Annotated in this window: 24 protein-coding genes and 4 pseudogenes; 21 read left to right on the plus strand and 7 right to left on the minus strand. The window is 59.2% G+C overall.

Translation table 11 applies throughout. The features are described from left to right. The first annotated feature begins 211 nt into the window (after positions 1-211). The 9 genes and pseudogenes from smbP to ACPFMJ_RS10430 all read left to right on the plus strand — a co-directional run bounded on the left by smbP (position 212) and on the right by ACPFMJ_RS10430 (position 8,112). Complete coding sequence (gene smbP / locus ACPFMJ_RS10390; protein WP_424363705.1) at positions 212-544, plus strand: small metal-binding protein SmbP; 333 nt, start codon at positions 212-214, stop codon at positions 542-544. 38 nt (positions 545-582) lie between these two features. After that, the gene (locus ACPFMJ_RS10395; protein WP_424363706.1) at positions 583-1,485 is read left to right on the plus strand and encodes a universal stress protein; all 903 of its coding nucleotides are present in this window, start codon (positions 583-585) and stop codon (positions 1,483-1,485) included. A 286-nt stretch (positions 1,486-1,771) separates the two neighbouring features. Further along, positions 1,772-3,628, plus strand: coding sequence for a cation:proton antiporter (locus ACPFMJ_RS10400; RefSeq protein ID WP_424363707.1), 1,857 nt, complete (start codon positions 1,772-1,774; stop codon positions 3,626-3,628). 124 nt (positions 3,629-3,752) lie between these two features. Further along, entirely contained in the window at positions 3,753-4,448 is a 696-nt protein-coding gene (locus ACPFMJ_RS10405; RefSeq protein WP_424363708.1) for a DUF1538 domain-containing protein, read from the plus strand. Beyond that, complete coding sequence (locus ACPFMJ_RS10410; protein ID WP_424363709.1) at positions 4,448-5,248, plus strand: DUF1538 domain-containing protein; 801 nt, start codon at positions 4,448-4,450, stop codon at positions 5,246-5,248. Before ACPFMJ_RS10405 ends, ACPFMJ_RS10410 begins: the two co-directional genes overlap by 1 nt. After that, entirely contained in the window at positions 5,175-5,492 is a 318-nt protein-coding gene (locus ACPFMJ_RS10415; protein WP_424363843.1) for a P-II family nitrogen regulator, read from the plus strand. The genes ACPFMJ_RS10410 and ACPFMJ_RS10415 overlap by 74 nt, the downstream gene beginning before the upstream one ends. 304 nt (positions 5,493-5,796) lie before the next feature. Beyond that, positions 5,797-6,087 carry an Arm DNA-binding domain-containing protein gene (locus ACPFMJ_RS10420; protein ID WP_424363710.1) on the plus strand — a complete coding sequence of 97 codons (291 nt, stop codon included), beginning with the start codon at positions 5,797-5,799 and terminating at the stop codon, positions 6,085-6,087. A 455-nt stretch (positions 6,088-6,542) separates the two neighbouring features. After that, positions 6,543-6,968 (plus strand): site-specific integrase, encoded by a 426-nt coding sequence (locus ACPFMJ_RS10425; protein WP_424363711.1) that lies wholly within the window; start codon positions 6,543-6,545, stop codon positions 6,966-6,968. A gap of 365 nt (positions 6,969-7,333) precedes the next feature. Further along, positions 7,334-8,112, plus strand: a pseudogene (locus ACPFMJ_RS10430) (prephenate dehydrogenase/arogenate dehydrogenase family protein). Between the two features lie 83 nt (positions 8,113-8,195). Here the strand turns inward: ACPFMJ_RS10430 and ACPFMJ_RS10435 are convergent. Next, positions 8,196-9,189: pseudogene (locus tag ACPFMJ_RS10435) on the minus strand (helix-turn-helix domain-containing protein). On the opposite strand from ACPFMJ_RS10435, the pseudogene ACPFMJ_RS10440 reads away from it, so the two are divergent. Both ACPFMJ_RS10440 and ACPFMJ_RS10445 read left to right on the plus strand, forming a co-directional pair. Next, positions 9,188-10,209, plus strand: a pseudogene (locus tag ACPFMJ_RS10440) (isochorismatase family protein). The pseudogenes ACPFMJ_RS10435 and ACPFMJ_RS10440 sit on opposite strands and share 2 nt — an antisense overlap. A 443-nt stretch (positions 10,210-10,652) precedes the next feature. Further along, positions 10,653-11,159, plus strand: a complete 507-nt coding sequence (locus ACPFMJ_RS10445) for an N-acetyltransferase family protein (protein WP_424363712.1) — start codon at positions 10,653-10,655, stop codon at positions 11,157-11,159. A 671-nt stretch (positions 11,160-11,830) separates the two neighbouring features. On the opposite strand, the gene ACPFMJ_RS10450 is transcribed toward ACPFMJ_RS10445, so the two are convergent. From ACPFMJ_RS10450 to ACPFMJ_RS10460, 3 genes are read right to left on the minus strand one after another with little or no spacing between them, the layout of a single operon-like run. Continuing rightward, on the minus strand, positions 11,831-13,141 hold the full coding sequence (locus ACPFMJ_RS10450) for a sensor histidine kinase (protein WP_424363713.1): 1,311 nt from the start codon (positions 13,139-13,141) through the stop codon (positions 11,831-11,833). A 47-nt stretch (positions 13,142-13,188) separates the two neighbouring features. Next, the gene (locus ACPFMJ_RS10455; protein ID WP_424363714.1) at positions 13,189-13,854 is read right to left on the minus strand and encodes a response regulator transcription factor; all 666 of its coding nucleotides are present in this window, start codon (positions 13,852-13,854) and stop codon (positions 13,189-13,191) included. After that, positions 13,851-14,201, minus strand: a complete 351-nt coding sequence (locus ACPFMJ_RS10460) for a PepSY domain-containing protein (protein ID WP_424363715.1) — start codon at positions 14,199-14,201, stop codon at positions 13,851-13,853. Before ACPFMJ_RS10460 ends, ACPFMJ_RS10455 begins: the two co-directional genes overlap by 4 nt. Positions 14,202-14,338: 137 nt before the next feature. Between ACPFMJ_RS10460 and ACPFMJ_RS10465 the strand changes: the two genes are divergently transcribed. From ACPFMJ_RS10465 to ACPFMJ_RS10480, 4 genes are all read left to right on the plus strand, one after another. Further along, positions 14,339-14,626, plus strand: a complete 288-nt coding sequence (locus ACPFMJ_RS10465; protein WP_424363716.1) for a PepSY domain-containing protein — start codon at positions 14,339-14,341, stop codon at positions 14,624-14,626. Positions 14,627-14,725: 99 nt separating this feature from the next. Beyond that, positions 14,726-15,292 (plus strand): cytochrome b/b6 domain-containing protein, encoded by a 567-nt coding sequence (locus ACPFMJ_RS10470; RefSeq protein ID WP_424363717.1) that lies wholly within the window; start codon positions 14,726-14,728, stop codon positions 15,290-15,292. A 78-nt stretch (positions 15,293-15,370) separates the two neighbouring features. After that, on the plus strand, positions 15,371-15,772 hold the full coding sequence (locus ACPFMJ_RS10475; protein WP_424363718.1) for a DUF1924 domain-containing protein: 402 nt from the start codon (positions 15,371-15,373) through the stop codon (positions 15,770-15,772). 16 nt (positions 15,773-15,788) lie between these two features. Continuing rightward, a complete protein-coding gene (locus ACPFMJ_RS10480; RefSeq protein ID WP_424363719.1) occupies positions 15,789-16,286 on the plus strand; it encodes a hypothetical protein in 498 nt (165 codons plus the stop codon). 253 nt (positions 16,287-16,539) lie between these two features. Here the strand turns inward: ACPFMJ_RS10480 and ACPFMJ_RS10485 are convergent, their stop codons facing one another. Beyond that, the gene (locus tag ACPFMJ_RS10485) at positions 16,540-16,824 is read right to left on the minus strand and encodes a hypothetical protein (RefSeq protein ID WP_424363720.1); all 285 of its coding nucleotides are present in this window, start codon (positions 16,822-16,824) and stop codon (positions 16,540-16,542) included. 208 nt (positions 16,825-17,032) lie between these two features. Between ACPFMJ_RS10485 and ACPFMJ_RS10490 the strand changes: the two genes are divergently transcribed. The 5 genes from ACPFMJ_RS10490 (at position 17,033) to ACPFMJ_RS10510 (ending at position 19,753) form a co-directional block, all read left to right on the plus strand. Beyond that, positions 17,033-17,374 carry an ArsR/SmtB family transcription factor gene (locus tag ACPFMJ_RS10490; protein WP_424363844.1) on the plus strand — a complete coding sequence of 114 codons (342 nt, stop codon included), beginning with the start codon at positions 17,033-17,035 and terminating at the stop codon, positions 17,372-17,374. Next, positions 17,358-18,260, plus strand: a complete 903-nt coding sequence (locus ACPFMJ_RS10495) for an SRPBCC family protein (protein WP_424363721.1) — start codon at positions 17,358-17,360, stop codon at positions 18,258-18,260. The genes ACPFMJ_RS10490 and ACPFMJ_RS10495 overlap by 17 nt, the downstream gene beginning before the upstream one ends. 96 nt (positions 18,261-18,356) lie before the next feature. Continuing rightward, positions 18,357-18,722 carry a hypothetical protein gene (locus ACPFMJ_RS10500; RefSeq protein ID WP_424363722.1) on the plus strand — a complete coding sequence of 122 codons (366 nt, stop codon included), beginning with the start codon at positions 18,357-18,359 and terminating at the stop codon, positions 18,720-18,722. 36 nt (positions 18,723-18,758) lie between these two features. After that, positions 18,759-19,184, plus strand: a complete 426-nt coding sequence (locus tag ACPFMJ_RS10505) for an SRPBCC family protein (RefSeq protein WP_424363723.1) — start codon at positions 18,759-18,761, stop codon at positions 19,182-19,184. After that, positions 19,178-19,753 (plus strand): SRPBCC family protein, encoded by a 576-nt coding sequence (locus ACPFMJ_RS10510; protein ID WP_424363724.1) that lies wholly within the window; start codon positions 19,178-19,180, stop codon positions 19,751-19,753. Before ACPFMJ_RS10505 ends, ACPFMJ_RS10510 begins: the two co-directional genes overlap by 7 nt. Here the strand turns inward: ACPFMJ_RS10510 and ACPFMJ_RS10515 are convergent. Continuing rightward, entirely contained in the window at positions 19,680-20,492 is an 813-nt protein-coding gene (locus tag ACPFMJ_RS10515) for a methyltransferase domain-containing protein (RefSeq protein ID WP_424363725.1), read from the minus strand. The genes ACPFMJ_RS10510 and ACPFMJ_RS10515 overlap by 74 nt on opposite strands. A 127-nt stretch (positions 20,493-20,619) precedes the next feature. Continuing rightward, positions 20,620-21,465: pseudogene (locus tag ACPFMJ_RS10520) on the minus strand (IS5 family transposase); the annotation flags it as partial. A 294-nt stretch (positions 21,466-21,759) separates the two neighbouring features. Between ACPFMJ_RS10520 and ACPFMJ_RS10525 the strand changes: the two are divergent. Further along, the gene (locus tag ACPFMJ_RS10525; RefSeq protein ID WP_424363726.1) at positions 21,760-23,127 is read left to right on the plus strand and encodes an HTH domain-containing protein; all 1,368 of its coding nucleotides are present in this window, start codon (positions 21,760-21,762) and stop codon (positions 23,125-23,127) included. The last annotated feature ends 134 nt before the right edge of the window (positions 23,128-23,261 follow it).

Raw genomic sequence — 23,261 nt, forward strand, 5'->3', positions numbered from 1 at the left:
TTCTCAATCCGCAGAGGACGCTTTCGGCGGCTTCACAGGGCTTGTCGTCGAAGCGCTCTCCCCACGAGAGCCCATCTGCCGAAGGCGGATTGGGCCCCACCCTTGCGGAACCTCGAAGAATCCGTGCGCCAATCGCAAGCGTGCGATGAAAATCAAATCTTGAAGGCCTCGCCTTGAACGCTAGCTATGGAAGTATCTCAGGGAGAAAGAAATGCTCAGGAAGACTTGCGCGGCGTTGTTGGGGCTTAGCTTGACCTTTGGCGCTGTGGGCGCCGTTGCAAAAGATTCGCACCTCGCGGAGGCAATCAGACATACGCGGGAAGCCGTCGCCGCTGGACGCGAGGACAAGCCGAACTCTCTCGTCATGCACGCGACCACAGCGCTCGACCATGCGAAAGCCGCACAACGCGAACGACCGAACGCCCATGTCAAGAAGGCTGTGACCCGCCTCGAGGAAGCAGTCAAATTCGGCAAAGCGAAGCGTCGCGCCGCGACGACCATCGCCGACCGAGCTTTGCAGGAGTTAGAGCGCGCGCCACAGTGAGCCGTTGCCCAGGCGAGCAAGGCAAAGGGGCTCCGCTCATGAAACAAATACTCGCGGCGACCGATCTTTCCGGCAGTTCAATAGATGCAATCGAGCGGGGCTTCCTGATCGCAAAGGCGACAGGAGCGCGCCTTACGGTCTTGCACGCCGTGGACGTCAGCCCTCTCGACCGGCTGAGGGATCTCCTGGGCGAGGAGACGGAGGCGATCGGCCAAAAAGTGGTGGAGGATGCGAGGGCGCAGCTGCGCGACCTCGTCGCCGAGTTGAATACAGCCCAGCACGACTCCGTCGAGATACGTGTCGAATGCGGGAGAGCGGCGTCTGTGGTGCCGAATTTCGCTACGGCTTCCAAGGCGGAGTTGTTGCTGATAGGCGCGCACGGGCAGGGCTTCCTTCACAGAATTCTGTTGGGTTCCACCGCCTCGATTCTCATTCGTGAAAGCAGATGCCCGGCTCTTGTCGTGAAGCTTCCGCCGCGTCATGCTTACAAGCGCGCGCTCGTCCCCGTAGATTTTTCTCCAGGTTCTCTTTCGGCGATAGCACTGGCTCAAGCGGTTGCCCCCAATGCAGCGCTTACTCTGCTGCACGTCGCTGACGCGCCTATTGAAGGGATGATGTTTTATGCCGGCGTCGCGCAGGAGAGAATTGATGCGTATTTGAGGGAGATCAATCTCGCTGCCTTCGATCGGCTGTGTCAGCTTGCAAAGGCTGTGGGCCTGGAACCTACGTCTTCAAACTGTCTCGTCGTCCGGGGGGATCCAACACGGCAAATCGTCGCGCACCAGGAAATGCTACGAAGTGACCTCGTTGCCGTCGGCAAGCACGGAACCAACGTCTCCCGCGAACTCCTTCTCGGGAGCGTGACGAACCATTTGGTGTCGGAACTGCAAAGCGATCTTCTGGTCGTCGTCGATGATCGACTACCGGGAGACATGCCGTAGCTGGCCAAGCCATTTCAACGCGACGCTCCGTGTGGGGTATTGTGTCAGCGCCTTCGTACAACCCACCAGCGCAAGGCAAAGGCGAAAAAATGAGGCCGATGAAGCTCGCCAGAACAATGAGCAGCGACGCTTCCCTTGTGATCATCCGCCCGATATCGTCAAACCAAGCAAGGCTCGATCATGACCGCGGCGGGAGAGTGATCGAGCCCCCTTTGATAGCTACTTGGCGTCGACAGCTGCAACAATCACATTCGCTATCGCGGTCAGCGTAGGCGCGGGGGGCCTTTTGGGCGAGCATCCTCTACATCTCGAATCCTATCGCGAGGCGCTGGTCTTTCTTGCGACGGCCGGCGTCGTCGTCCCGCTTTTCCATCGCCTGCGCGTCAGCCCGGTGCTGGGGTTTCTCGTCGCGGGAGCGGCGCTCGGCCCGCATGGGCTGGGCCGTTTCGCTACTCCTGACAATTGGGCTTCCTTCTTCACCATCACCGACGTCCAGGGCGTCTCGCAGCTCGCTGAGTTCGGGCTCGTTTTCCTGCTGTTCATGATCGGCCTCGAACTTTCCTGGGAGCGGCTCGTACGGCTCCGCGAGCTGGTGTTCGGGCTGGGACTCTCGCAGCTCTCCGTCTGCGCCGCCGTGCTGGCCGCAGTCGGGCATTTCTGGTTCGGGGTCGCCCCTGCGCTGGCGATCCTGATGGGCGTCGCGCTCGCCATGTCCTCCACCGCCGTGGTCATGCCAGTGCTCGCGGAGGGCAAGCGCCTCAACAAGATGCCCGGCCGCGTCGCCTTCTCGGTGCTGCTGCTGCAGGATCTGATGGTCGCCCCGGCGCTCTTCTTCGTTTCAGTGCTCGCCAACGCCAAGAAAGGCTTCAGCGTCGGCGACGCGCTCTGGACGTTCCTGCCGGCCGTTATTGCGCTCGCTGCGCTTATCATCTTCGGCCGGCTGCTGCTGCGGCCGCTCTTCAGGCTCGTCGCCTCTGTGCAGCTCACCGAGCTGTTCATGGCGGCCTGTCTGCTCGTCGTCATCGGCGAGGCGCTTGTCACCGCCGCGGCGGGCCTCTCCATGGGCCTCGGCGCCTTCATCGCGGGTCTGCTGCTCGCGGAAACCGAGTTCCGCCGGGAGATCGAGGTGACGATCGAGCCCTTCAAGGGCCTGCTGCTCGGACTGTTCTTCGTCTCGGTGGGCGCGGGGCTCGACATCGGCGCGGTCGCGGCCGACCCCATTCCGATCGTGCGCAACGCCATCGGCCTCATCGCCGTGAAGACCGCTATCGTTTTTGCATTGTCGCTGCTCTTCCGGCTCGACTGGCGCGTCGGCCTCGAGTCGGCGCTGCTGCTCGCGCCGGGTGGCGAATTCGCCTTCGCCCTGCTCACCTCGGCCATGGCCGCCGGCGTCTTGCCAAGCCATTTCGGCGCAGACGCGATGATCGTCGTGACGCTCAGCATCTTCTTCATCCCGCTGCTGGGGCGTATTGGCGCGGGGTTCTCCAGGCCCACGAGTGTGGCGGAGGATGAGGCGCAGTTCGCGCATCTCGCGCCTGAAAGCGCCATTGCGGAGGATCGCGTCGTGATCGTGGGCTTCGGGCGCGTTGGCAGTCTCGTCGGCGACATGCTGGCGCGGCACAACGTCCCCTATGTCGCCATCGAGAACGTCGTGTCGCTCGTCACCGATGGGCGCGAGAGAGGCGTCGAAATCTACTGGGGCAATGCGGCGCGGCGCGAGTTCCTGCTGCGCTGCGGGCTGGAGCAGGCCCGCGCGCTGGTGGTGACGATCGAGAACGCGCCGGCGGTCGAGGAGATCGTCCGCATCGCCCATGAGATCAGGAGCGATCTCATCATCGTCGCCCGCGCCCGCGACGCCCGACACGCCACCGAGCTCTATCGCCTGGGCGCGAGCGACGCCATTCCGGAGACGATCGAGGCGAGCCTCCAACTCGCCGAGACGGTGCTTGTCGATGTCGGCGTGCCGATGGGGTATGTCATCGCCTCGATTCACGAAAAGCGCGATGAATTTCGCAAGATCCTTCGCCCCACGGGCGAGGAGGCGCGGGCGCGCCAGACCGAGCGGCGCAGCCGGATCAAGCGCGAGCAGGCGCGCCGCCGCATCTCCGGGCGTTCGACGCAGGAGGCGGAAGAAGAAATCTGAAAGGAATCGAGGAAGGGAAGTGAACGTTCCTGAACTTCCTGTCGATCGGACCCTGCCCATTGGCTGGCAATGCAGGAAACGATCGACGAATGCGCCTCAAATCACAGATCGAATGGTGACTCCCATGCTGCTTGTAATCCGCGAGCGATTGCTTGAAGTGGTCCAGGCCGTTGCTCCTCTCACAATTTTTGTCACGCTGCTTCAGTTTACGGTTGTGCACGCGCCACAGCCCTTGTTTTCGCAATACCTGTTTGGCTCTGCGCTCGCGGTTGTCGGCATGACGTTGCTCCTTGCCGGTATCGAATACGGAATCTTGCCAATGGGTCGGTACATAGGAGCTGCGCTCCCGGGCAAACAGTCAATCTGGCTGATTGCGGGGGTCTCATTCGCGCTCGGATTCGCCACGACGATCGCCGAGCCGGATGTGCTTGTGCTGGCGGGACAAGTGGATCAGGCGTCGCATGGGGGAATTTCCAGGCAGACGGTCGTCTATGTCGTCGGCGTCGGCGTGGGCGTCTTCGCGGTCATCGCGATGATACGAATTCTTGCTGGCTGGCAGATGAAATATCTTCTTGCCGCAGTCTATCTCTCGACGCTCCTCCTAGCCTTCTTCGCCCCCGAACAATTCGTCTCCCTCGCATTCGATGCCGGCAGCGTCACGACTGGCGTGCTGTCCGCGCCTGTCTTGATCGCAATCGCCATTGGTCTCAGTTCGGTTCTCGCCGGTCGCTCGGCGGCGTCCGATGGATTTGGACTGCTGGGGTTCGCCTCGGTCGGACCGATCATCGCGCTTCTGATCATTGGTCACGCATTCCAGTGATGGAGATGCTGCTCACTGAAAGCGCCGCTGCGCTTTGGAGCGTTCTCGAGGCGATCGCGACGCTGGTCGTGCTTTTTCTTGTCGCCCAGTTTCTGTGGCTCAAACTTCCGCTCCAGCAAGTTATCGACGTCCTCGCCGGAACGGCGCTCGCATCCTTGGGACTGTTCCTGTTCCTGCTTGGAATGGAGCTTGGCTTCCTGCCCTTCGGCAAAGCCATTGGCATGGCGTTCGGGGCGATGGACCAGAAGGCCCTTTTTATCGTCTCCGGCGTCCTGCTCGGATTCTTCACGACGTGGGGCGAGCCGGCGGTGCGCGTGCTGGCGGATCAGGTCGAGGACACGTCAAACGGCTCGATCCCCAAAACCTTGATGCTGACCGCCATCTGTGTCGGCGTCGCCTTATGCGTCGGTCTCGGCGTCGCAAGGCTTATTTTCAAGATCCCTCTGCTCTATCTGCTCGCTCCTGGCTATCTGCTGGCAATCGCGTCTATGTGGCGAAGCGATCCGCAATTCGTCGCCATCGCCGCGGATGCGGGCGGCGTCGCCACGGGGCCGCTCGCAAACACGTTCCTTCTCGCGCTTGCGATGGGAGCGTCTGTAACGATTGGAGACCAGGATCCGATCGCCCACGGCTTGGGCTTGGTCGCGCTGATCTCCCTGGCCCCGGTTATTTCAGTAATGGCTCTTGGCTTCCTCGTCAGGGTCAGTGTGAAAGGGAGTGCTGCGGATGCCGAATCCATGTCTGATTGTGAGCATCGTCCGGAAGGGATGGGGAGACACGGTCCTGGACGCGACGATTAAGGCCGGCGCTCACGGCGGAACGGTATTATTCGGCCGCGGCATCGGCCGTAATGAGCAGCACAAAGTGTTCGGCATTCAAATCGAGCCCGAGAAAGAGATCGTCCTCACCATTGTCCCGGGCGAGTTAAGGGACAGAATGTTGGATGAGATTGTAAGGGCGGCCGATCTGGACGCCCCCGGCCATGGCCTTGCTTTCGTCTTGCCGATCGACGCGCTCGCCGGCGCGGCCCATCTGATCGAATAAGCGTTTTGGCGGCGCCTGCGCTCGCAAAATAGGGAATCTATGGAGTGCGGCAACTTAGAAGCAACACTTGCGAGCCGGCTGAAATTTCTGGTGCGCAAGAGGGATTCGAACCCCCGACCCCATCATTACGAATTTCAACCTGCGACATTCCGGTTCATATCCGGATCCAAGCCATCATGCGATTTTCTCTTTCAAACCAATGTACTGCTATTCGCCTATTACTCTCCATGGTCACCCATGATTTCTTTATGGTCACCCATGATTTCTTTTCAGCTGGTCACCATGTGGTCACCGAAAGAACCCCATGTCAAAACAAATCGGTCGGCTCACCAAAAGGATTGTCGACGCGGCGGTACCTGGACTTGAGCGATACATTATCTGGGACACCGAGCTCAAAGGCTTCGGACTCCGAGTCGAACCATCAGGCACAAAGAGCTTCCTCGTTCGGTATCGATCCAACGGTCGGAAGCGCTTTTTGTCAGTAGGTCGCTATGGTCCGCTGACACCGGATGTCGCGCGCGGACTGGCGAAAGGACTTCTCGGATCCGTCGATTGCGGCCAGGAACCGGCTGAGGCGCGCCTTAAAAATAGGTAGGCGCTAACCATCCGCGAATTATCCTCTCGCTTCTTGGCCGAACACGTCGACGCGAAGAAGAAATGCTCGACGGCGAGTCACCATCGCGGCGCGATTGAACTCTACCTGTTGCCGAAGTTTGGCGCTTGAAAGGCGTATGACCTGACCAGAATGGATCTGGCCAGACTGCATCTTTCGATGAAGCATATTCCTTACCGAGCCAACCACGTGCTTGCCGTCATAGCCTCGATGTATTCCTTTGGCTCAAAGCACGGGCTTGTGCCAGAGGGTGTCAATCCCGCGCTTGGAATTGAACGCTATCCCGAACCGCGCCGTGAGCGCTTTTAGTCTTCCGATGAACTGGCGCGATTGGGTGAAGCATTTCGGCGAATTGAACTCGAAGGCCGCCACGGTTCGGGTATCGCCGCCTTGCGACTCCTCCTCTTTACCGGAGCGGGTTGCGAGAGATTTTGAATTTGCGGTGGGAAAGCGTCGATCTGGAGCGCGGCATGCTGTTCCTGCCCGACTCAAAAACTGGCAGGAAGACAATCGTGCTGGGCGCTCCTGCAATCGCCGTTTTAGAATCGCTCCACCACGCTGGAATCTACGTCATTGAAGGCAAGAGCGTCGATCAACCTCGAGCCGATTTGAAGAAGCCATGGTCCGCGGCGATAAGCCTCGCAGGCCTGCCCAATCTTAGAATTCATGACTTGCGACATTCCTTTGCAAGCGTCGGCGCCGGTGCAGGGCTTGGCCTACCGATAGTAGGCAAACTTCTCGGGCACTCACAGGCAGCTACCACAGAGAGATATGCACATCTCGACGCAGACCCAGTTCGGCGAGTTGCAGACATGATCGGAAATACAATCTCAGCTGCACTCGAAGGTGCCAGGAGGAGATAGAATTTTTTCAATTTCACAACCGCTGATGTTATCGCAGGAGCGCTACCATCTTTCCCCACAACGCCCATACATACGCTATTGTCTCCAGTCGTACGCCTGATGCGAATTCTGGTCTTCGGGGAGGCGGGGAGGCCTGAAAATGTGCCGAACGTCTAAAGTGTCATATTGTCACTCAATGGAACGCTGTTGACATCCAGACCGAAGCCGACATAGTTAAGTTATGGCATTGTCTCCCTCCTCCTCCGGGCTCTATTCCGCGCCGCTTATTTAGCGGCGAGGTGCTTTGCCATCTTTCAACCGCTGCGTTGCTAGCGGTTGAACCCTGGAGGACGCCGTTGGCCTCGCATCTTTGCAGAGGTTCAACAGTGTCACCAAACAGGAAGAGCGCGTTCCACCCGTTTATTGGCGTCATTGGCTTTGGGGCGTTCGGACGCTTGATGGCGCAGCACCTTAGCGGGCATTTCGGGGTGTGCGCCTATGATTCGATCGCGCCGCACGGTGGCTTGGTCGAGATGCGCGGGGTCAGGTTAACCGACCTCCCGACTGCTGCGAAATGCCCCGTGGTCATCCTCGCGACGCCGGTTGACAGTTTTGAGGGAACGATTGAAGCGATCGTCCCTTACCTGCAGCCAGGAGCGCTCGTGCTCGACGTCGGATCAGTCAACGTGATCCCGGCTGAAATTATGAAACGAAACCTTCCAGAGCAGGTTGAGATCGTAGCCACGCACCCGCTGTTCGGGCCGCAAAGCGCCCGCAACGGCATCAGAGGGCTAAAGATTGCGGTTTGCTCGATCCGAGGGCAGTCGCGGCCGCCGAGTCGCTGCCTTCCTTCGAAAGGTTCTTGGCTTGCGCGTCATCAACGACGCCAGAAGCCCATGATCGAGACGCCGTCATGGCTCAAGCGTTGACGCACGTCATCGCCAAAGCACTCATTCAGATGGAGCCGCTACCCACGCGCATGACAACGAGGAGTTTCGACCTGCTGATGGAAGCGGTCAACATGGTCCGTTACGATGCGCCAGAGGTCGTTCAAGCGATCACAAGCTCCAATCCATACGCCCAGCAGGTTCGTAGGCGCTTCATTCAACTTGTTTGTTCTCAGGCGAGCACCCTCTCGGCGCCGATTGACGAGGAATATGCGTAATTGGGTGAGCGGTTTTTTTCGGCTGTGAATACAACCGGAAAGCCTGCAAACGATACAGAGTGTCAAGCATCGACGCGCGACGCCTAAGGCGTCGCCAATCTCGCTTGACCTGAATCGCTTATGTTGCCTTTCGAAAATGACCTGCGGTAATGCGTGGGCGAAACCTTCAGACTGGATGCAAAATGCTGGCGCAGCGACGTTGCGGTTCCAAAGCCAGCGCGGAAAGCGATCATCTCGATCGTGTCATCGGTCGATTCGAGTAGCTGTTGCGCCAGTTCGATCCGCTGGTGGATCAACCAGTCGCTGAAGCTGGCGCCCATCGCTTTCCGGCAGCGACGCGTAAACGTCCGCCGAGTCAGACCTGCTGTCTCGGCCACACTGTAGATTATGGGATTCGCCGAGCGTGGCGCGTACATTCTCCAGCGCCCGAGCGAAACGGTCAGTAGCGGGAGTTCTGGCAATTGGCCGTTCTATAAATTGCGCCTGCCCTCCCTGCCGGTGCGGTGAGAGAACAATGCGTCGAGCGAGGCGCAAGGCCGGCTCCGCGCCGTAGCGAGCCCGGACGATATGCAGACAGCAATCGAGCCCTGCGGCCACGCCTGCGGAGGTGACCACATCGCCGTTGTCCACGTAAAGCAGCTTGGGCTCAACAGCGATATCCGGATAGGGCTGGCTCAGCTTCTCGGAAAAAGCCCAATGCGTGGTTGCCCGTCGTCCCGACAATAATCCTGTCGCCGCAATGGCAAAGGCGCCGAGGCAGAGTCCCACCAGTAGCGCGCCTCTCGCATGCGCAATGCGTAGCGCCTCCACCAGGGTCGGTGGCGGGGGCTCATCGAGTTCATGCCAGCTTGGCAAGATGACTATGTCTGCGCCTTCAAGGCCCGTGGGGGTGTGTCGCGTGGTCAGCGTCAGCCCTGCCTCGGTCCAGATCGGCCCCTCTTCCAGCGCGCAGACGCGGAAATCGAAGCACGGCAGACCGAACTGCGTTTGGTCCTCTCCAAACACCAGGCACGGCACAGATAGGTGGAAAGGGCTGATACCGTCGAAAGCGACGACAGCGATGATCGGATTGGGCATGCAGACCCCCGAAGGCGGGCAAAATGTCCTGAGTCTTTCGAATGATGTCAATCGGGTCAGTTTCGCAAATCGACGCCCCTCCCATTTTGAGCTCGCCGCGTCGAAACTCATAGGAGACACAGTTACCATTTTACCCGTCCGCAATTCATCACCACGTCGGGCCCTGATCGTTATCGATGTTCAGAACGACTACGTTGGCGGAGAACTCGCAATTCAAAGCCCGCCCATCCGCGACAGCGTCGAAAACGTGGCGCGCGCCATGGATGTTGCGACGGCGGCGGGCGTCAAGGTCGTTGTCGTCAAGCAGCTGGCGCCGGAGAGCAGCCCAATTTTCGCCAACGGAAGCCGTGGCGGCGAGATTCATGCCGGGATCGCCAGACGACCGCATGATCATTACGTGGAAAACCTGCCGCCAAGCGCGTTCACCGCCACCACCTTGAGCAGTGGCTGCGCGCGAATGCGATCGATACAGTGACGATCGTGGGCTACATGACCCACAACTGCATTCTCTCGACCATTGTCCACGCCCTGCATCTGGACTTCGCAGTCGAGTTTTTGTCGGATGCGGGCGGGTCGGTTTCCTATGCGAACAGTGCAGGCTACGCGTCCGCTGAAGATATTCACCGAGTCTTATGCGTGGTCCTGCAATCGCGGTTCGCCGCCGTCCTCCAAACGGCGGAATGGGCCACTTGCTCGAAACGAATTCCCTTCCCCAGCGCGACAACATCTACACGTCGTATCGGCAAGCAGTGGCGCACGAGGCGGCGCGGAGGTGAATTACAAGCGATGCGAACAGAACAGGTCGATTGCTTGTGGATTGCTTATCTTAGACCTGTGTCTAGGCAGCGCAGCGTTCTGGCGCTGGTCTGGCGCCCCGTTGCAGATCGAAGCACAACCAATCATCCGCAGCATTTCCTTTCTTGGCCGGGACTGGGAAATGACCCACCGGCTGAGGGCGTGAATGGCATCGACCATCTTGTCGCCATGGTGCTCGCTGAGCTTAGCGAGCCGTTGACCTGATTGCCCAATCCATAGACGGATTGGTCGCGCGCGCGAGTCGCGCTTGCCGCACCGGAGAAAATCCGCCGCATGGTCCTGACTGCGACTTCGGCCGGCTTGCCGATTGATAGTCTCGGGGGCGCAAATTGGCGGCCAGATTACGAACAAGCCTTTCCAGCCGCCGCACCCTGGATCACCGAAATCAGGGAGGACCTCTCAGCGCGAATTCCGACAATTTTCGCACCCGTGCTGCTGATTTGGGGAGACGCGACTAGATCAGCCCGCTAGCGGTTAGTGAGCGATTGCTTGTCCTGTTGCCGAGCGTCCGCCTGTACGTTGTGAAGGGGGCAATCCTGATCTCGCGATCACCCACGCCGCCGAAGTCGCGACGGTTATCGCCGACCATATTCGGTGAATCCCTTTTTTCGAGGCCTGCCACCATCACAATCACTGAAAAGACCAATATGACCCTCGACATCAGATATGCAGTCCAGAGCGACCTTGATCTCTTATGGGACTTTCTTGCGATTGCCGTGTACGAGCCAGATGCGCAATGCGCCCGCGCCGTGCCGTTGGTCGCCGATCATCTTCGCGGCTGGCAGCGCCCTTGCGACTTCGGATTTATTGCCTATCGGGATGGAGACGCCCTCGGCGCTGCCTGGGGACGCCAGTTCGAGCAAAAAGAGAACCCCGTATTTTTCGTGAATTCCCCTACCCCCGAGGTCTCGATTGGGGTCCGCGAAGTGGCTCGGGGCCAAGGGATTGGCCAAGCCCTTTTGAAGGCGTTGATCGATGAGGCGCACCGCCGCGATGTGGGTCTGTGTCTCAATGTCCGAGACACGAATCCTGCTTGTCGACTTTATGGACGCATGGGGTTTCGACGCATTGCCGGCTTGGAAATCCCCAATCGGGTAGGCGGTCTTTCATTCGGCATGATTCTCGGCGACCTGCCAGGACCTGGTTCAAGCTGATCTCTCTCAGAGCGTGCACTACAGAGATCGGAGGTCCTGTCACTCGCGGATAGTCGGCGGCCACTTTCTGCACGGCCTTGAGAGACAGGATGCGGGCCTGGCAGAGCTGGCGGGATTCTGGAGTAATTTCGAGAGCGCTGCCCGCCGCCCCGGTTGGTCCGGTTGCTTAGTCATGCGAACCGTCACGGACAGGATCGCTGCCGATCCCAAAGTAGCGATGGAGATAGAGGCATTTTTTGAGCGTCTGTCCTATGCGTTTGAGAATGCCTTGTACGGCGCTTTGAAACGCGGGGAGATTTCAGCAGACCCTCCCCCTCAAATACGCGCCCGTCAGGCTTTTGCAATCGTAGTTGCCTGTTCGACAATTGGCTCGTTTGAAGGGTTCTCGCCGCGCAGTGGGGACCTGATCGAGGCCGGTCGAGCCGCATGTAGCGTACCGGCGTGTGCGCCCGCCGCACAATTGCCTCGTCGGATATCGAAACAACAGTAGGTAACGCGAAGCGCCTTTGCCCAGAGAGAGAGGGGCACGTGTATGACGAAACGCACGAGGAACAAACCAAGCATTGGAGGGCCCCGGCGCGAGATTGCGCGTGTCAGGTTCCACCTCCGCGACGAGCGCTTTCGCCTTTGGCAGCGTCCCCAAATCTGCATCATGGTCGGACACCGCAATCTCAACTCGGATTCCAATAAGGAACAGAGACTTCAACGGAGAGCCCGCCGAGGTCGCTACGCCCGAGCCAAATTGCGCCGCCGTAGGCCTCAACAAGCTCGCGTGCGATTGACAGACCGAGTCCCGCGCCATCGCCGGACGCCGCCAACTGTTCGCCCCGCCGCATCAAACGGGTGATCTGATCAGGGTCGAGCCCCTGCCCATCGTCGCATATCGCAAGGTGCAGAACATCGCGATTCGCGCCGCAGGTTATCCTGACCGTGGACACCGCGTGGCGCGTGGCGTTCTCAATCAGATTGCCGAGCAGTTCCTCGAGATCGGCCCGATCGATAGCCATGGAAAAATCGCTGTCGATGTCGAATTCGAACGCCTTTCCTGTCGCCGCCGGCGTCTTTGCCACCACCGCGGCCACGGCTTCGGCGACAGGCCTGACTCTGACCCGCGGCGCGCCGCCGCGGCGGCCGACAATGCGCGCGCGCGTCAGCTCCCGAAGCACATTGCGATGCATCATCGCACCAAGCGCCTCGATGTCGTCTGCGATGTCAATTTGTCCTCTCTCGCGGAGCTTGCGCGCGTCTGCGTTCAGCGCCGTAAGAGGTGTCTTAAGGCCATGAGCAAGATCAGCAGCTCGTCCGCGCGCCCTTTCGATTGAGATGTCGCGCTCATCCAGCAGTGCGTTGATTTCGTCGGCGAGCGGAATAACCTCGCGCGGAAACACGACGGGAAGGCGCGACTGTGCGCCTGAGCGGACACGGTGCAATTCGTCGCGGATCGCGTTCAATGGGCGCAGGCCGAAATGTATTTGCGCGACAGACGCCGCGGCGAGCACGACGCCGAGCAACGCCAATGCGACGGCAAGATCGCGCGAGAAGGCGTTACTCGCCCGCTCAATTTCGGCGTAATCCCGAGCCACAACCATACGATAGGGCCTTACGACGCCGCCGCTCGTCAGCAGCACCGAGCGTTCTACCGCCAGCAGCGCTGCGCCGCGCGGCCCTTTCATATCATGAACATGAACACTGCCTTCCGGCACTTCGTCCGACGGCAGCGAGATTTCTTCATCCCAGAGCGAGCGGGATCGCGCAAGGACGATTCCGTCCGACTGAATCTGCCAATACAGTCCGCTATAAGCTTCCGCGAATTGCGGATCGCCGGGAGGGGTAGCGATATTCAGGGCTCCAGTCTCCGAAACAGACGTCCCTGCAATCAATGTTCGCAGGTGTGCGTCGGCCTCGGCGACGGCGCGGCGCTCGACGTGCCGCTCGAACAGAAGAGCCAGCGCGAATCCCGCAAGGGTAAGCGCGGCCAGCATTGCAACGAATCCCGCGACGAGCAGCCGGAGCGTAAGCGAGCGTCCGCTCATGTAGGCCCCGGGACTATGTAACCGAATCCGCGCCGCGTCTCGATTAGATCCACGCCGAGTTTTCTTCGCACGCGCCCGATCAGAACCTCCAGCGCGTTGCTGTCGGGCTCGGCGTTATGAGCATAAACATGCTCCATAAGCTCATGCTGTGGCACAACACGGCCGCGATTCCTGATGAGAAATGAAACAAGGCGATATTCCAACGCCGACAGAGCAAGCGGCGCGCCCTTGACGCTGACCCGCATTTGCCGCTCGTCGAGCATCACCGAGCCGCATTCTATCAGGCTCGTCGCCTGCCCGGCGTGACGCCGCAGGACGGACCGTAGACGCGCGAGCAGTTCTTCCATCCGGAATGGCTTACCGAGATAATCGTCAGCGCCGGCGTCAATGCCCTCTACGCGCTCTGGCCATGTTCCGCGGGCGGTCAGCACGATCACCGGCATCGTACGCCCATTCTGGCGCCAGCGTTTCAAGACAGCGAGGCCGTCAAGTCGCGGCAAGCCGAGATCGAGAACAACTGCTGCATAATCCTCGGCATCGCCCTTGAACCACGCCTCCTCACCGTCAGCCGTCGTTTCAACAAGGTAGCCGTTCGCCTCGAGCACTGTTCGTATATCGCGCAGAATCGCCGCATCGTCTTCGACAAGCAAAATGCGGGTCATTTCCTCTTGGTCTCCAGAATCTCGCCGGTCCTGGCATCCACATACACGTCAAAGCGCTGACCGCCGCGATCCAGAACCTTGAATTCGTAGATCCAGCGGCCGTGCTCGCGTTCTATCTCGACCTTGATCGCCTCGCCGGGCAGCTTATCGCGCAGGAGGTCTTCGATTTCCGACAGCGATCGCATTTCGCCGCGTCGGACCGCCGTTCGGATTTCGTCCTGTCCGATCTTTTCGTCCGCTGTTCCGCCTTGAAGCGCGCAAAAGGAAAGGCCGACGCCAAGCAACAGGCGTCGGACTGAACACAGTCCAACGGGTGAGCGCCGCAGGGTTACGCGATCCAGAAACATCCCGGCTCCATTATTGAACGACGCAGCCTGACAATACGCTGACACGGGGCGTCAGGCGGATGCGGGGCCGCCTCTTTTACTGTCAGCCAATCGGTCGAATGACCGCAGATAGCCCAAAAGCGGAAGGATAAGCGATCATGAGCCACTCAAACATCCTCTCGAACCTCCTCATTGCCACGGTTCTCACCTTCACTGCGAGCTCTGCCTACGCAGGCAGCTACGCGGCAGGCTGCACCAAGTCTCCCCAAGCTTCGTGGATGAAGATCGAGGATGTTGAAGCCAAAGTGAAGTCGGACGGCTATTTGATCATGAAATCCAAAGTGTCAGGCAGTTGTTACGAGGTCTACGCCACCAAGGACGGTAAGCGCTTCGAACTTTTCTACGATCCGACGACCGCCCAACTGGCGTCGACAACGCTCAAGTGAGACGAGCGAGCAAGGCCGGTGCGCAATAAGGCACTGGGGGGCCAGCGCTCGCCTTCACCGCTTCATCCTGCGCTTTTTCTATTTGAGAGGGCAATCCCGATGACACAGCTGCTGGCCGAAAGCGAACTCGTTACTCAACGATCCAGCGTCACAGTCTGGGATCCGTTGGTGCGCATGTTCCACTGGTCGCTCGTCGGTATGTTCGTGATCGCTTTCGCGACAAAGGACACCTACGAGATTGTCCATCAAAGCGCAGGCTATACCGTTTTAGCGCTTGTCGCGCTGCGTATTCTGTGGGGGTTTGTCGGCTCCAAGCATGCGCGTTTTCGCGATTTTTGCTTTCCGCATCGGGAGGTGGCGCGATTTGTCTTCGAAACCGCCAGGTTTCGGGCAAAGCGCTACGTCGGTCACAATCCCGCTGGCGGCCTTATGGTGATCGTGCTGATGTTGACGCTCCTCGCGATCTCGGCCACCGGCGTCATGCTGACGATGGAAGCATTCTGGGGACAGAAATGGGTCGAGGAAACGCATGAAGCCTCCGTGACGATCATGCTCGCATTAATCGGGCTGCATCTTCTGGGCGTTCTTGTCGCTTCCATCGAGCATGGCGAAAACCTCGTCCTATCAATGTTTACAGGCCGCAAGCGCGCGCCTGGTGACGAATAATCCCCTGGAAACGCGCGCGCAACGCCCGTCCCTCTTCCAGGATAATTCTGCAAACGACATAGCCAACGAGGCCCCCTCATGTCGGTCTCCGAACCCATCATGCTTGCCGCCGCGGCATTGGCATTCTTGACCACGTCAGCCGCGGCGATGACCCCCGCGCAAAAAGCCCTTCTCGAGACCTATGAGGCCATCGCCACAGGCGATGCGGCGCGTGGCAAAGCCCTGTTCTTCGCCACCCACGCCGGAGGAAAGGCCGACTCTCCGTCCTGCATCTCCTGCCATACCACCAATCTTTTGGGCCCGGGCAAGACGCGCGCGGGTAAAATGATTGAGCCGATGGCGGCTTCCGCCGCGCCCAATCGCTTCACCGACCGGGCGGAGGTGGAGAAATGGTTCAAACGAAATTGTTCGGACGTTCTCGGTCGAGAATGTTCGGCTCAGGAGAAATCCGACATCCTCGCCTTCCTGCTTTCAATCTGATTTGAGGAGATCCTCAATGGGGCGCTATGTGAATTCTGGAACGATCGCAGTCGTAGTCGCATTGTCTGGCGTTGCTTTCGGCGCGCAGTCGCTAATGGCCGATGGGTTGAGCCTTACCCCGGTGCGAGACAAGACCGTCGCCAAGGAATGCGCCGCCTGCCACATGCTCTACCCACCCGCGCTTCTGCCTGCCCGCTCCTGGTCCTCGATCGTCGCCAACCTCAATAACCACTTTGGCGAGAACGCTGCGCTCGACCACGCCACGACCAAAGCTATTGCCGACTACCTTGTCGCCAACGCCGCTGACACGGGAGGCATCGGCGCGAAATTGCTGCGCGACCTCACTCCCGAGGTCACGCCGGCGCGTATCACCGACCTACCGTGGTGGAAACGCAAACACGAAAAGAGAAACCGGGTTGGTCCGGCGGCGCTTGCGGAGAACGGCGCAAAATTCAAAGGCGATTGCAAGGCTTGCCACAAGGGCGCCGAGCAAGGCTCGTTCGACGACGATTGAGAAATATTTTCGTGATTTGCCGAATGGTGGAGGGCGAAGCTGTCATCGGCGGCCCGATAGGGCCTTGGCTCGTCGTCGCCAACATCAGCGACTCGGTCCGCTCGACGTAGCCGGCATCAACCTCCGCAGGGACCCGAAGTCGTCGCTCTACGGACACGCCTCGACCCAGGCCATTCCTCGCCGGGCTGACCAAGAGCGACGGAAAAAATGCATCCGAACCCAGAGACCGGAATGGGGGCATATCCAGACTAATTCATGCGCCCTGGTAGAACTTCCAACTCGAGAGCTGTTTCAATTCATCCTCCGTCAATTTCCATTTTTCAGTTTGGCTACTCAGCGCGACGAGGTTCTCGTACAAAATGCTTCGCGCAACTTTGGTTATGTCTGCTTCATCAAATTCGTTTTTGTTTACCAAAATCGGGAAATCAAAGCTGCCGAACCCGCTATCAATGCGGAACGTCACCCGCGCAAAATCTCCCGGCTCTTTGGCAAGAATCGTCTCAATTCTAGAGACCCTTATTCTAAATTGCCGCTTCATATCGCTCCTGATTGTTTCACGCCTTTTTCGAGTTTCGAATCAATCCGGACTTAGGCTCTTCATAAGCAATCCATTACGAGCGACGGCGGCGCCTCGAGTTCCACAGAATGAAGATACGGCCTATGGCGCCGCATTGAAACAGGGCTTGACGCGGATGGCCAAGCCCTTTAATTAACTATCTAGTTATATAACTGTGCAGGAAATAATGATCGATCCCCTGAGCGCGACTCTTTCCGCTTTGGCGGACCCAACACGGCGCGCCATCCTCGCCCGGCTGGCGCGGGGCGAAGCGTCCGTGAACGAAATCTCCGCGCCATTTTCCATCAGCCAGCCGGCGATATCGAAGCATCTCAAGGTTCTGGAACAGGCTGGCCTCATCAGCAGGGGGCGCGTGGCGCAGTCCCGACCGTGCCGGCTAGAGGCCGCCCCCCTGCGTGATCTCGCCGGATGGCTCGAGACTTATCGCCAATTCTGGGACCAAAGCTTCGATCGCCTGGACGCCTATTTGAAAGAACTGCAGAAGGAGAATCCCGATGAGCCTCGCAACTGATCTTGCGCCTTCGCCGCTCGTTGTCTCTCGTCGCTTCGCCGCGCCGCCGGAACTTATCTTCGACGCCTGGTTCGATCCGAAAGCCGTGGGAAAATGGCTGTTCGCTACTCCGGGCGGGGTTTCGGAACAGGCAGAAATAGACGCGCGCGTCGGCGGCGGCTTTGCAATTCATGAGCGGCGCGGCGAGACCCTCGCCACACATTTTGGCGAATATCGAGAGATCATTCGACCCAAGCGCATCGAATTCACGTTCGGACATGACAAGGACGGCCCATTCAGCCCCGTTACGGTGGACGTCCAACCGAATGACCAGGGAAGCATCCTGACGCTCACGCATATGACGCCACCAGAATGGGCGTCGATCGATGCCGGCGTGATGGCCGGTTGGGAAAGCATATTGGAAGGCCTCGCGCGTACGACGGGCGAAGATGGAAATGGCCATACGCTCGTTATGCGCCGAACATTCGACGCCCCGCGCATTCTCGTGTGGAAGGCCTGGACGGAATCCGATCATCTTCTGCGCTGGATGTGCCCGGCGAATTTCAAAGTGATCTTTGCCGAAAATGACTTGCGTATCGGCGGCCAATGGCGCTCGGGGATGCGTTCGCCGGAAGGAGAGAATTTCATTCACTGCGGAGAATATCTGGAAATCGACCCGCCCGCCCGTCTCGTCTTCACGCATAGATGGGAGAAAAACAGCCTGGAACCGGTTGCGAATACGAAAATCACCGTCGTTCTCGACGAGATCGGCGAGAAGACCCAGATGATCTTCGTCCATGCGGGCCTCGCAACCGAAACCTCCGCATGTTCGCATCAACACGGCTGGACAGGCGCTTTCGAAAATCTCGCTCGGCTCGCAAGCGAACTCGTCCAGAAAAATCACTGAACGTGTCTCGACATGTCAGGTCTTTTGGCCTCGCCGTCCCACGTCGCAACCTTGGGGGCGAACTAACGCGGACCCCGTATTACGAAAGGAGACGTCATGACTACGAATAACGCTTTCCTCGCCATTTTTATCGGCAGTAAGACCAGCCCGAAAATGGCGGCATGGAACGCTCTCTCTGAAGCTGAACGGCAAAAAAAGACGCAGGAAGGCATCACCGCCTGGAAAGGCTGGGTCGATAAGCACCAGGCGGCCATAGTCGTAATGGGTGGGCCCTTAGGCAAAACGAAGAAGGTTTCCTCGAACGGGATTAAGGACGTCAGCAACGCAATGGGGGCGTTCACCGTTGTTAACGCCGAGTCACAAGAAGCCGCTGCAAAGCTCTTTGAAAATCATCCGCATTTCACACATTTCCCCGGAGAATCCATCGAGGTGATGCCCGTTCTTCCGATACCAGGCGCCTAACAGCCCTTTGATCATCAGCACAGGAAACGAACACTCATGAAAATTACAGTTGAAACGACGGTCGTGGCGCCAATCGACCGTGTCTGGCGCGCCTATACGAACCCTGACGACATCAAACGATGGAACGCCGCGTCCGACGATTGGCACACGACGGCTGCAACCGTCGATCTACGCGAGGGAGGAGCCTTTTCCTCCCGCATGGAGGCCAAGGACGGCAGCATGGGCTTCGACTTTGCCGGGACCTACACGAAGATCGTCGCGCCAAGGCTCATAGAATACCTCTTCGGCGATCGAACAGCCGTGGTCGAATTCACTGACGGCGCGAAGGGCGTCAATGTGCGGGTGACGTTCGACGCGGAGGCGACGCATTCAATCGAGCAGCAGCGCGGCGGCTGGCAAGCGATCCTCAACAACTTCGCGCGCTATGTCGAAAATCCGCAACACGGAGATTTGCGATGCTAATATTTTTCTCTTGTTTGGTCGGCCTTCTCGGGGCGCTCCTGATTTATGCTTCGACCAAACCGGATGCGTGTCATTTCTCGCGTTCGGTTCACATTTCGGCGACGCCAGAGAAAATATTTCCCCTGATCGACAATCCGCGGGCCATGAATGAATGGAACCCTTTCGTGAAATCCGACCCCAACATCAAACTCACATACAGCGGCCCCTCAAACGGCGTCGGCGCCACCAATGATTTCGAGGGCGACAGTCGAGTCGGCGCAGGTAGAGCGGAAATCGTCGAATCCGCGCCACCTCTGAGCGTGATCGTGGCGCTGCGCATGGACCGCCCAATGAAATGCCAAAATCGCGTCGAATTCACGATTGCGCCGAGGGACGGCGGAGCCGACGTCACTTGGGCGATGACCGGCAAACAATCCTTCCTGGGAAAATTGTTCAGTGTCTTCGTCAATACCGAAAAAATGGTCGGCGACGCATTTGAATCGGGCCTTGCAGATCTCAAAGCCAGAGCCGAGGCCTACTCTTCTGGAAAGTCCAAGTTTGTCCGTCGCGGACATGGACCAGGTCGTTGACAACTACGGTATCCGGTTCGAAATCCAATACGCAGGTCATGATGCGACCGTCGTCGGCGCGGATTGGCAGGAATCGGTCCAATCCTTTCAGTTCGGTCAAAAGATCGCGAAAGGTAAGCACGACGCGCCCCTCGGGCGCCAGGTGCTCAAAGGCATCCTGGAAGAGCTTGGTCACGTCCGCCCTGGTTTCCAGATGGGTAAGTGTGTCGCCCATACAGACGATCGCGTCTGCCCCCGAGGGCGTTACAAATTTCGAAAACGCGCGCAGATCTGCATGAACCGCTTTTACAGGTGCAGGCCCGCGCGCGGCCTCCAGCTCGTCGAGCAAGAAACGACTCGTGTCGATGGTGATTACAGCTTCATAACCCATATTCGCTAGCGCGAACGACTGGTATCCCGGTCCGCTGCCCAAATCTACGGCGAACCCGCGCACGGCCCCAGGAAGTCCTAACATTGCCGGGAGCGATTGCTGTTCCGCAATCTTGTCTGTGAGTGAGAGGTCGACCATCCATGAATAATGTGGCGCCAAGAAATCATCGTAGTGTCGCATTATATCGCTCATCTCAATCTCTCTGCACGTTTTTCTGAAGAGTTCAGTCCCGAGCACCCGATGGTTGATCGTGCTGCGACCGACTTCAAAGCCGCCCGCAAGCCACGAGATGCTTCTGCATGGCGAGCGCCAGAAAAGATCACTCAGCATCGCGGTTACCGAGAACCCGTGCTTCTCCTCGCCCGGCAATTATGCCCCGCTCGCACTCTCCGCACCAGAACCGCCGCGTCAACATCCGAATATTGTGGGCTTCGCGTCTAGGCGCGCCGACCATACACCCGGACCACCTCTTGAGCGGTCGGGAACCCGCTGACATCACCCGCATCGACCGCAACTCGTTGACGAAGTCCTCGGCATCATAGCCCTTGCCGGCTGCGAGCGTGATGCGCGTCGCGCGGTCGGCGCGCGGCTCGATCATATGCAGCGCGCCGATGCGTTCGGCGTGGCCGTTGGCGGGCGTGAGGCAGGCGTCGACAAAAAGCGTGTTGCGGTTCTCCATCAGCGCATGGCCGATAAAACACAGCTTCGCTTCCTTGCCGGCGCCCTTGCGATAAAGCCGCGCCTCCGGGTCGCTGGTCGAGGCGTGCGTGTCGTTCGAGCGCTTCTCGCCATGGAACTCCGCTTCGCGGTTGCGCGGGCTGCCGCCGCCCGGCGGCGGATCGTCTTTCCTGTCCTCCGGGCCTTCGTCCGCGCCTTTCGGCGTGAAGCTCTTCATAGACGCCCAGGCTTCGATCAGCGTGCCGTCCACCGAGAAATGGTCGTTGCTCAGAAGCCGCTTCACGCGCGGCTGCGCCAGCACAGCGGAAAGAAACTTCGCGGCGACGTCGCCGTCGAGCAGCCGGTCGCGGTTCTTCGAGAACACCGAATGATCCCAAGCCCCACGAACCAGCGAAACAGCAAATCGAAATCGAGCCGCTCCATGAGTTGGCGTTCCGAGCGGATCGAGTAGAAGGCTTGCAGCAGCATGGCGCGCAGCAACTTCTCCGGAGCGATGGAGAGCCGGCCCGTCGAGGCGTAGAGCGCCGAAAACTCCCCGGCCAGAGCGGCGAGCGCCTCATTCGCCAGATCGCGTATCAACCGAAGAGGATGCGTCTTCGGAACACGCGCTTCCAAGTCGGACGTAGCTGAACAACGCCCCAGACCGCTCGTCGCCGCCCCGCATCCCAAGCCTCCCTTGCCCGAGACGAAGGGAATCACATCAGCGCCGCTCAGACGAGGGGTTTTTCAACAGCCTGTTAGTGCGCGCAATCTCGTGATTGGATGACGGCTTTTTGACACATATTGCAAACGCGTGGTTTTGGACGGAAGTCCCAGGCGTAAAGCGCGTTTTCTGCACCGGGAACGGCGGTCAGAATCGATGCAGAACCATGCCGCTAAGGTGGTCTTCCAAGAATTTTTTTGCCATGATCAAGGCATAACGGATCGCATCCGCGTATGAGGCTCAAAATCCTGGCCCATGTCCCGCACCCATCGATTGTTTGATATCTTGCAGGCGCTGCGCCGCCGTCGCCGGCCGGTAAGCGGGGCGGAGCTCGCGCGCGAGGCAGGCGTCTCCTTGCGCACGCTATATCGGGACATTGCCGCCTTACAGGCGATGGGGGCTGAAATCGAAGGAGAGGCGGGTGTCGGCTATGTCCTGCGGCCCGGGTTTCTCTTGCCGCCCCTTATGTTCTCAGAGGAAGAGATAGAGGCGCTCGCTTTGGGCGCGAAATGGGTGGCGCGCCGCACTGACGACGCGCTTTCCGAGGCGGCCCGCAATGCTGTTGCGAAGCTCTCGGCGGTTCTCCCTGAGGATCTGACGGCCAAGCTGAATGACGAGGCGCTTCTCGTCGGCCCGGGATGGGAGCATCCTCACCATGTCGATCTCAAGCTGCTGCGCCGGGCGCTGCGCGATGAACGCAAGCTCGCAATTTCCTATCGAGACGAGAAGGGCGCATGTTCCGAGCGAGTCATTTGGCCCGTAGCGCTCGGTTTTTTCGAATCGACTCGCGTTCTTGCAGGCTGGTGCGAACTCCGAGCGGCCTTCCGCCATTTTCGCGCGGACCGGATCGAAGCAGCTGAAATCCTGCACGAGGCGCCGCAGCAGCGCAGGCAAAAGCTTTTGAAGCAATGGCGGCAAAGCATGCTGACAGGAACTGACAGGAGGCTCGTTTATCGTCGCCGTGCCTCAAACGAGGCCAAAGGAGAAGCCATGGCGAAAGAGCTCGTTTTCTACACCAACCCTCAGTCCCGCGGCATGATCGTGCATTGGATGCTGGAGGAAATCGGCGTTCCTTATTCGATCGAAGTCAAGGAATATGGAACCTCGATAAAGGCGCCGGAGTATCTGGCCATCAATCCAATGGGCAAAGTCCCGGCCATCAAACACGGCGACACGGTGGTGACCGAAACGGCTGCCATTTGCGCCTATCTCGCCGATGCGTTCCCTGAAGCCGGGCTCGCGCCGACGCCCGCCGAGCGCGGCGAATACTATCGATGGCTCTTTTTCGCCGCTGGCTGCGTGGAAGCGGCTATGGGCAATCACGCCGTCGGCTGGGATCCGACGCCGGAAATGCAGGGACGCTTCGGCTATGGCTCTTACGCCACTGTGATCGACACCCTGGCAAAGGCTGTAGCAGATCGCCGGTATATTGCCGGAGAGAAATTCACAGCCGCCGACATCTATGTCGGGTCGATGATCGGCTTCGGCTTGCGCTTTGGCGCGCTTGAGAAGCGTCCGGAATTCGAGGCCTACTGGAGCGGCCTGGAGAACCGTCCTGCACGGCTGCGCGCCGGCGCTGAGGTGGAAAAGCTCGCCTCGAAGCGCGCTTGGGAACCGGCCTGATCCTGCCGTCGTGGCAGATTTCCTGATGCGAACCAACCCGCCTTACGACGGGTTGGTTCCTCTATCCGCAAGCAGAGCTATGGATCCCGGACGTCGTCGAACATTGCAATGCGCACAACTCTGTGATACAGAGT

Origin of the sequence: Methylocystis parvus (genome assembly GCF_049675845.1) — a bacterium.
Taxonomy (GTDB): domain Bacteria; phylum Pseudomonadota; class Alphaproteobacteria; order Rhizobiales; family Beijerinckiaceae; genus Methylocystis; species Methylocystis parvus_A.

What these genes read in the sequence shown, in the direction of transcription:
- smbP (WP_424363705.1), top strand. Translation starts at nt 212, where the DNA reads ATGCTCAGGAAGACTTGCGCGGCGTTGTTGGGGCTTAGCTTGACCTTT.
- ACPFMJ_RS10395 (WP_424363706.1), top strand. Translation starts at nt 583, where the DNA reads ATGAAACAAATACTCGCGGCGACCGATCTTTCCGGCAGTTCAATAGAT.
- ACPFMJ_RS10405 (WP_424363708.1), top strand. Translation starts at nt 3,753, where the DNA reads ATGCTGCTTGTAATCCGCGAGCGATTGCTTGAAGTGGTCCAGGCCGTT.
- ACPFMJ_RS10410 (WP_424363709.1), top strand. Translation starts at nt 4,448, where the DNA reads ATGGAGATGCTGCTCACTGAAAGCGCCGCTGCGCTTTGGAGCGTTCTC.
- ACPFMJ_RS10415 (WP_424363843.1), top strand. Translation starts at nt 5,175, where the DNA reads ATGCCGAATCCATGTCTGATTGTGAGCATCGTCCGGAAGGGATGGGGA.
- ACPFMJ_RS10420 (WP_424363710.1), top strand. Translation starts at nt 5,797, where the DNA reads ATGTCAAAACAAATCGGTCGGCTCACCAAAAGGATTGTCGACGCGGCG.
- ACPFMJ_RS10445 (WP_424363712.1), top strand. Translation starts at nt 10,653, where the DNA reads ATGACCCTCGACATCAGATATGCAGTCCAGAGCGACCTTGATCTCTTA.
- ACPFMJ_RS10450 (WP_424363713.1), bottom strand. Translation starts at nt 13,141, where the DNA reads ATGCTGGCCGCGCTTACCCTTGCGGGATTCGCGCTGGCTCTTCTGTTC.
- ACPFMJ_RS10455 (WP_424363714.1), bottom strand. Translation starts at nt 13,854, where the DNA reads ATGACCCGCATTTTGCTTGTCGAAGACGATGCGGCGATTCTGCGCGAT.
- ACPFMJ_RS10460 (WP_424363715.1), bottom strand. Translation starts at nt 14,201, where the DNA reads ATGTTTCTGGATCGCGTAACCCTGCGGCGCTCACCCGTTGGACTGTGT.
- ACPFMJ_RS10465 (WP_424363716.1), top strand. Translation starts at nt 14,339, where the DNA reads ATGAGCCACTCAAACATCCTCTCGAACCTCCTCATTGCCACGGTTCTC.
- ACPFMJ_RS10470 (WP_424363717.1), top strand. Translation starts at nt 14,726, where the DNA reads ATGACACAGCTGCTGGCCGAAAGCGAACTCGTTACTCAACGATCCAGC.
- ACPFMJ_RS10475 (WP_424363718.1), top strand. Translation starts at nt 15,371, where the DNA reads ATGTCGGTCTCCGAACCCATCATGCTTGCCGCCGCGGCATTGGCATTC.
- ACPFMJ_RS10480 (WP_424363719.1), top strand. Translation starts at nt 15,789, where the DNA reads ATGGGGCGCTATGTGAATTCTGGAACGATCGCAGTCGTAGTCGCATTG.
- ACPFMJ_RS10485 (WP_424363720.1), bottom strand. Translation starts at nt 16,824, where the DNA reads ATGAAGCGGCAATTTAGAATAAGGGTCTCTAGAATTGAGACGATTCTT.
- ACPFMJ_RS10495 (WP_424363721.1), top strand. Translation starts at nt 17,358, where the DNA reads ATGAGCCTCGCAACTGATCTTGCGCCTTCGCCGCTCGTTGTCTCTCGT.
- ACPFMJ_RS10500 (WP_424363722.1), top strand. Translation starts at nt 18,357, where the DNA reads ATGACTACGAATAACGCTTTCCTCGCCATTTTTATCGGCAGTAAGACC.
- ACPFMJ_RS10505 (WP_424363723.1), top strand. Translation starts at nt 18,759, where the DNA reads ATGAAAATTACAGTTGAAACGACGGTCGTGGCGCCAATCGACCGTGTC.
- ACPFMJ_RS10510 (WP_424363724.1), top strand. Translation starts at nt 19,178, where the DNA reads ATGCTAATATTTTTCTCTTGTTTGGTCGGCCTTCTCGGGGCGCTCCTG.
- ACPFMJ_RS10525 (WP_424363726.1), top strand. Translation starts at nt 21,760, where the DNA reads ATGTCCCGCACCCATCGATTGTTTGATATCTTGCAGGCGCTGCGCCGC.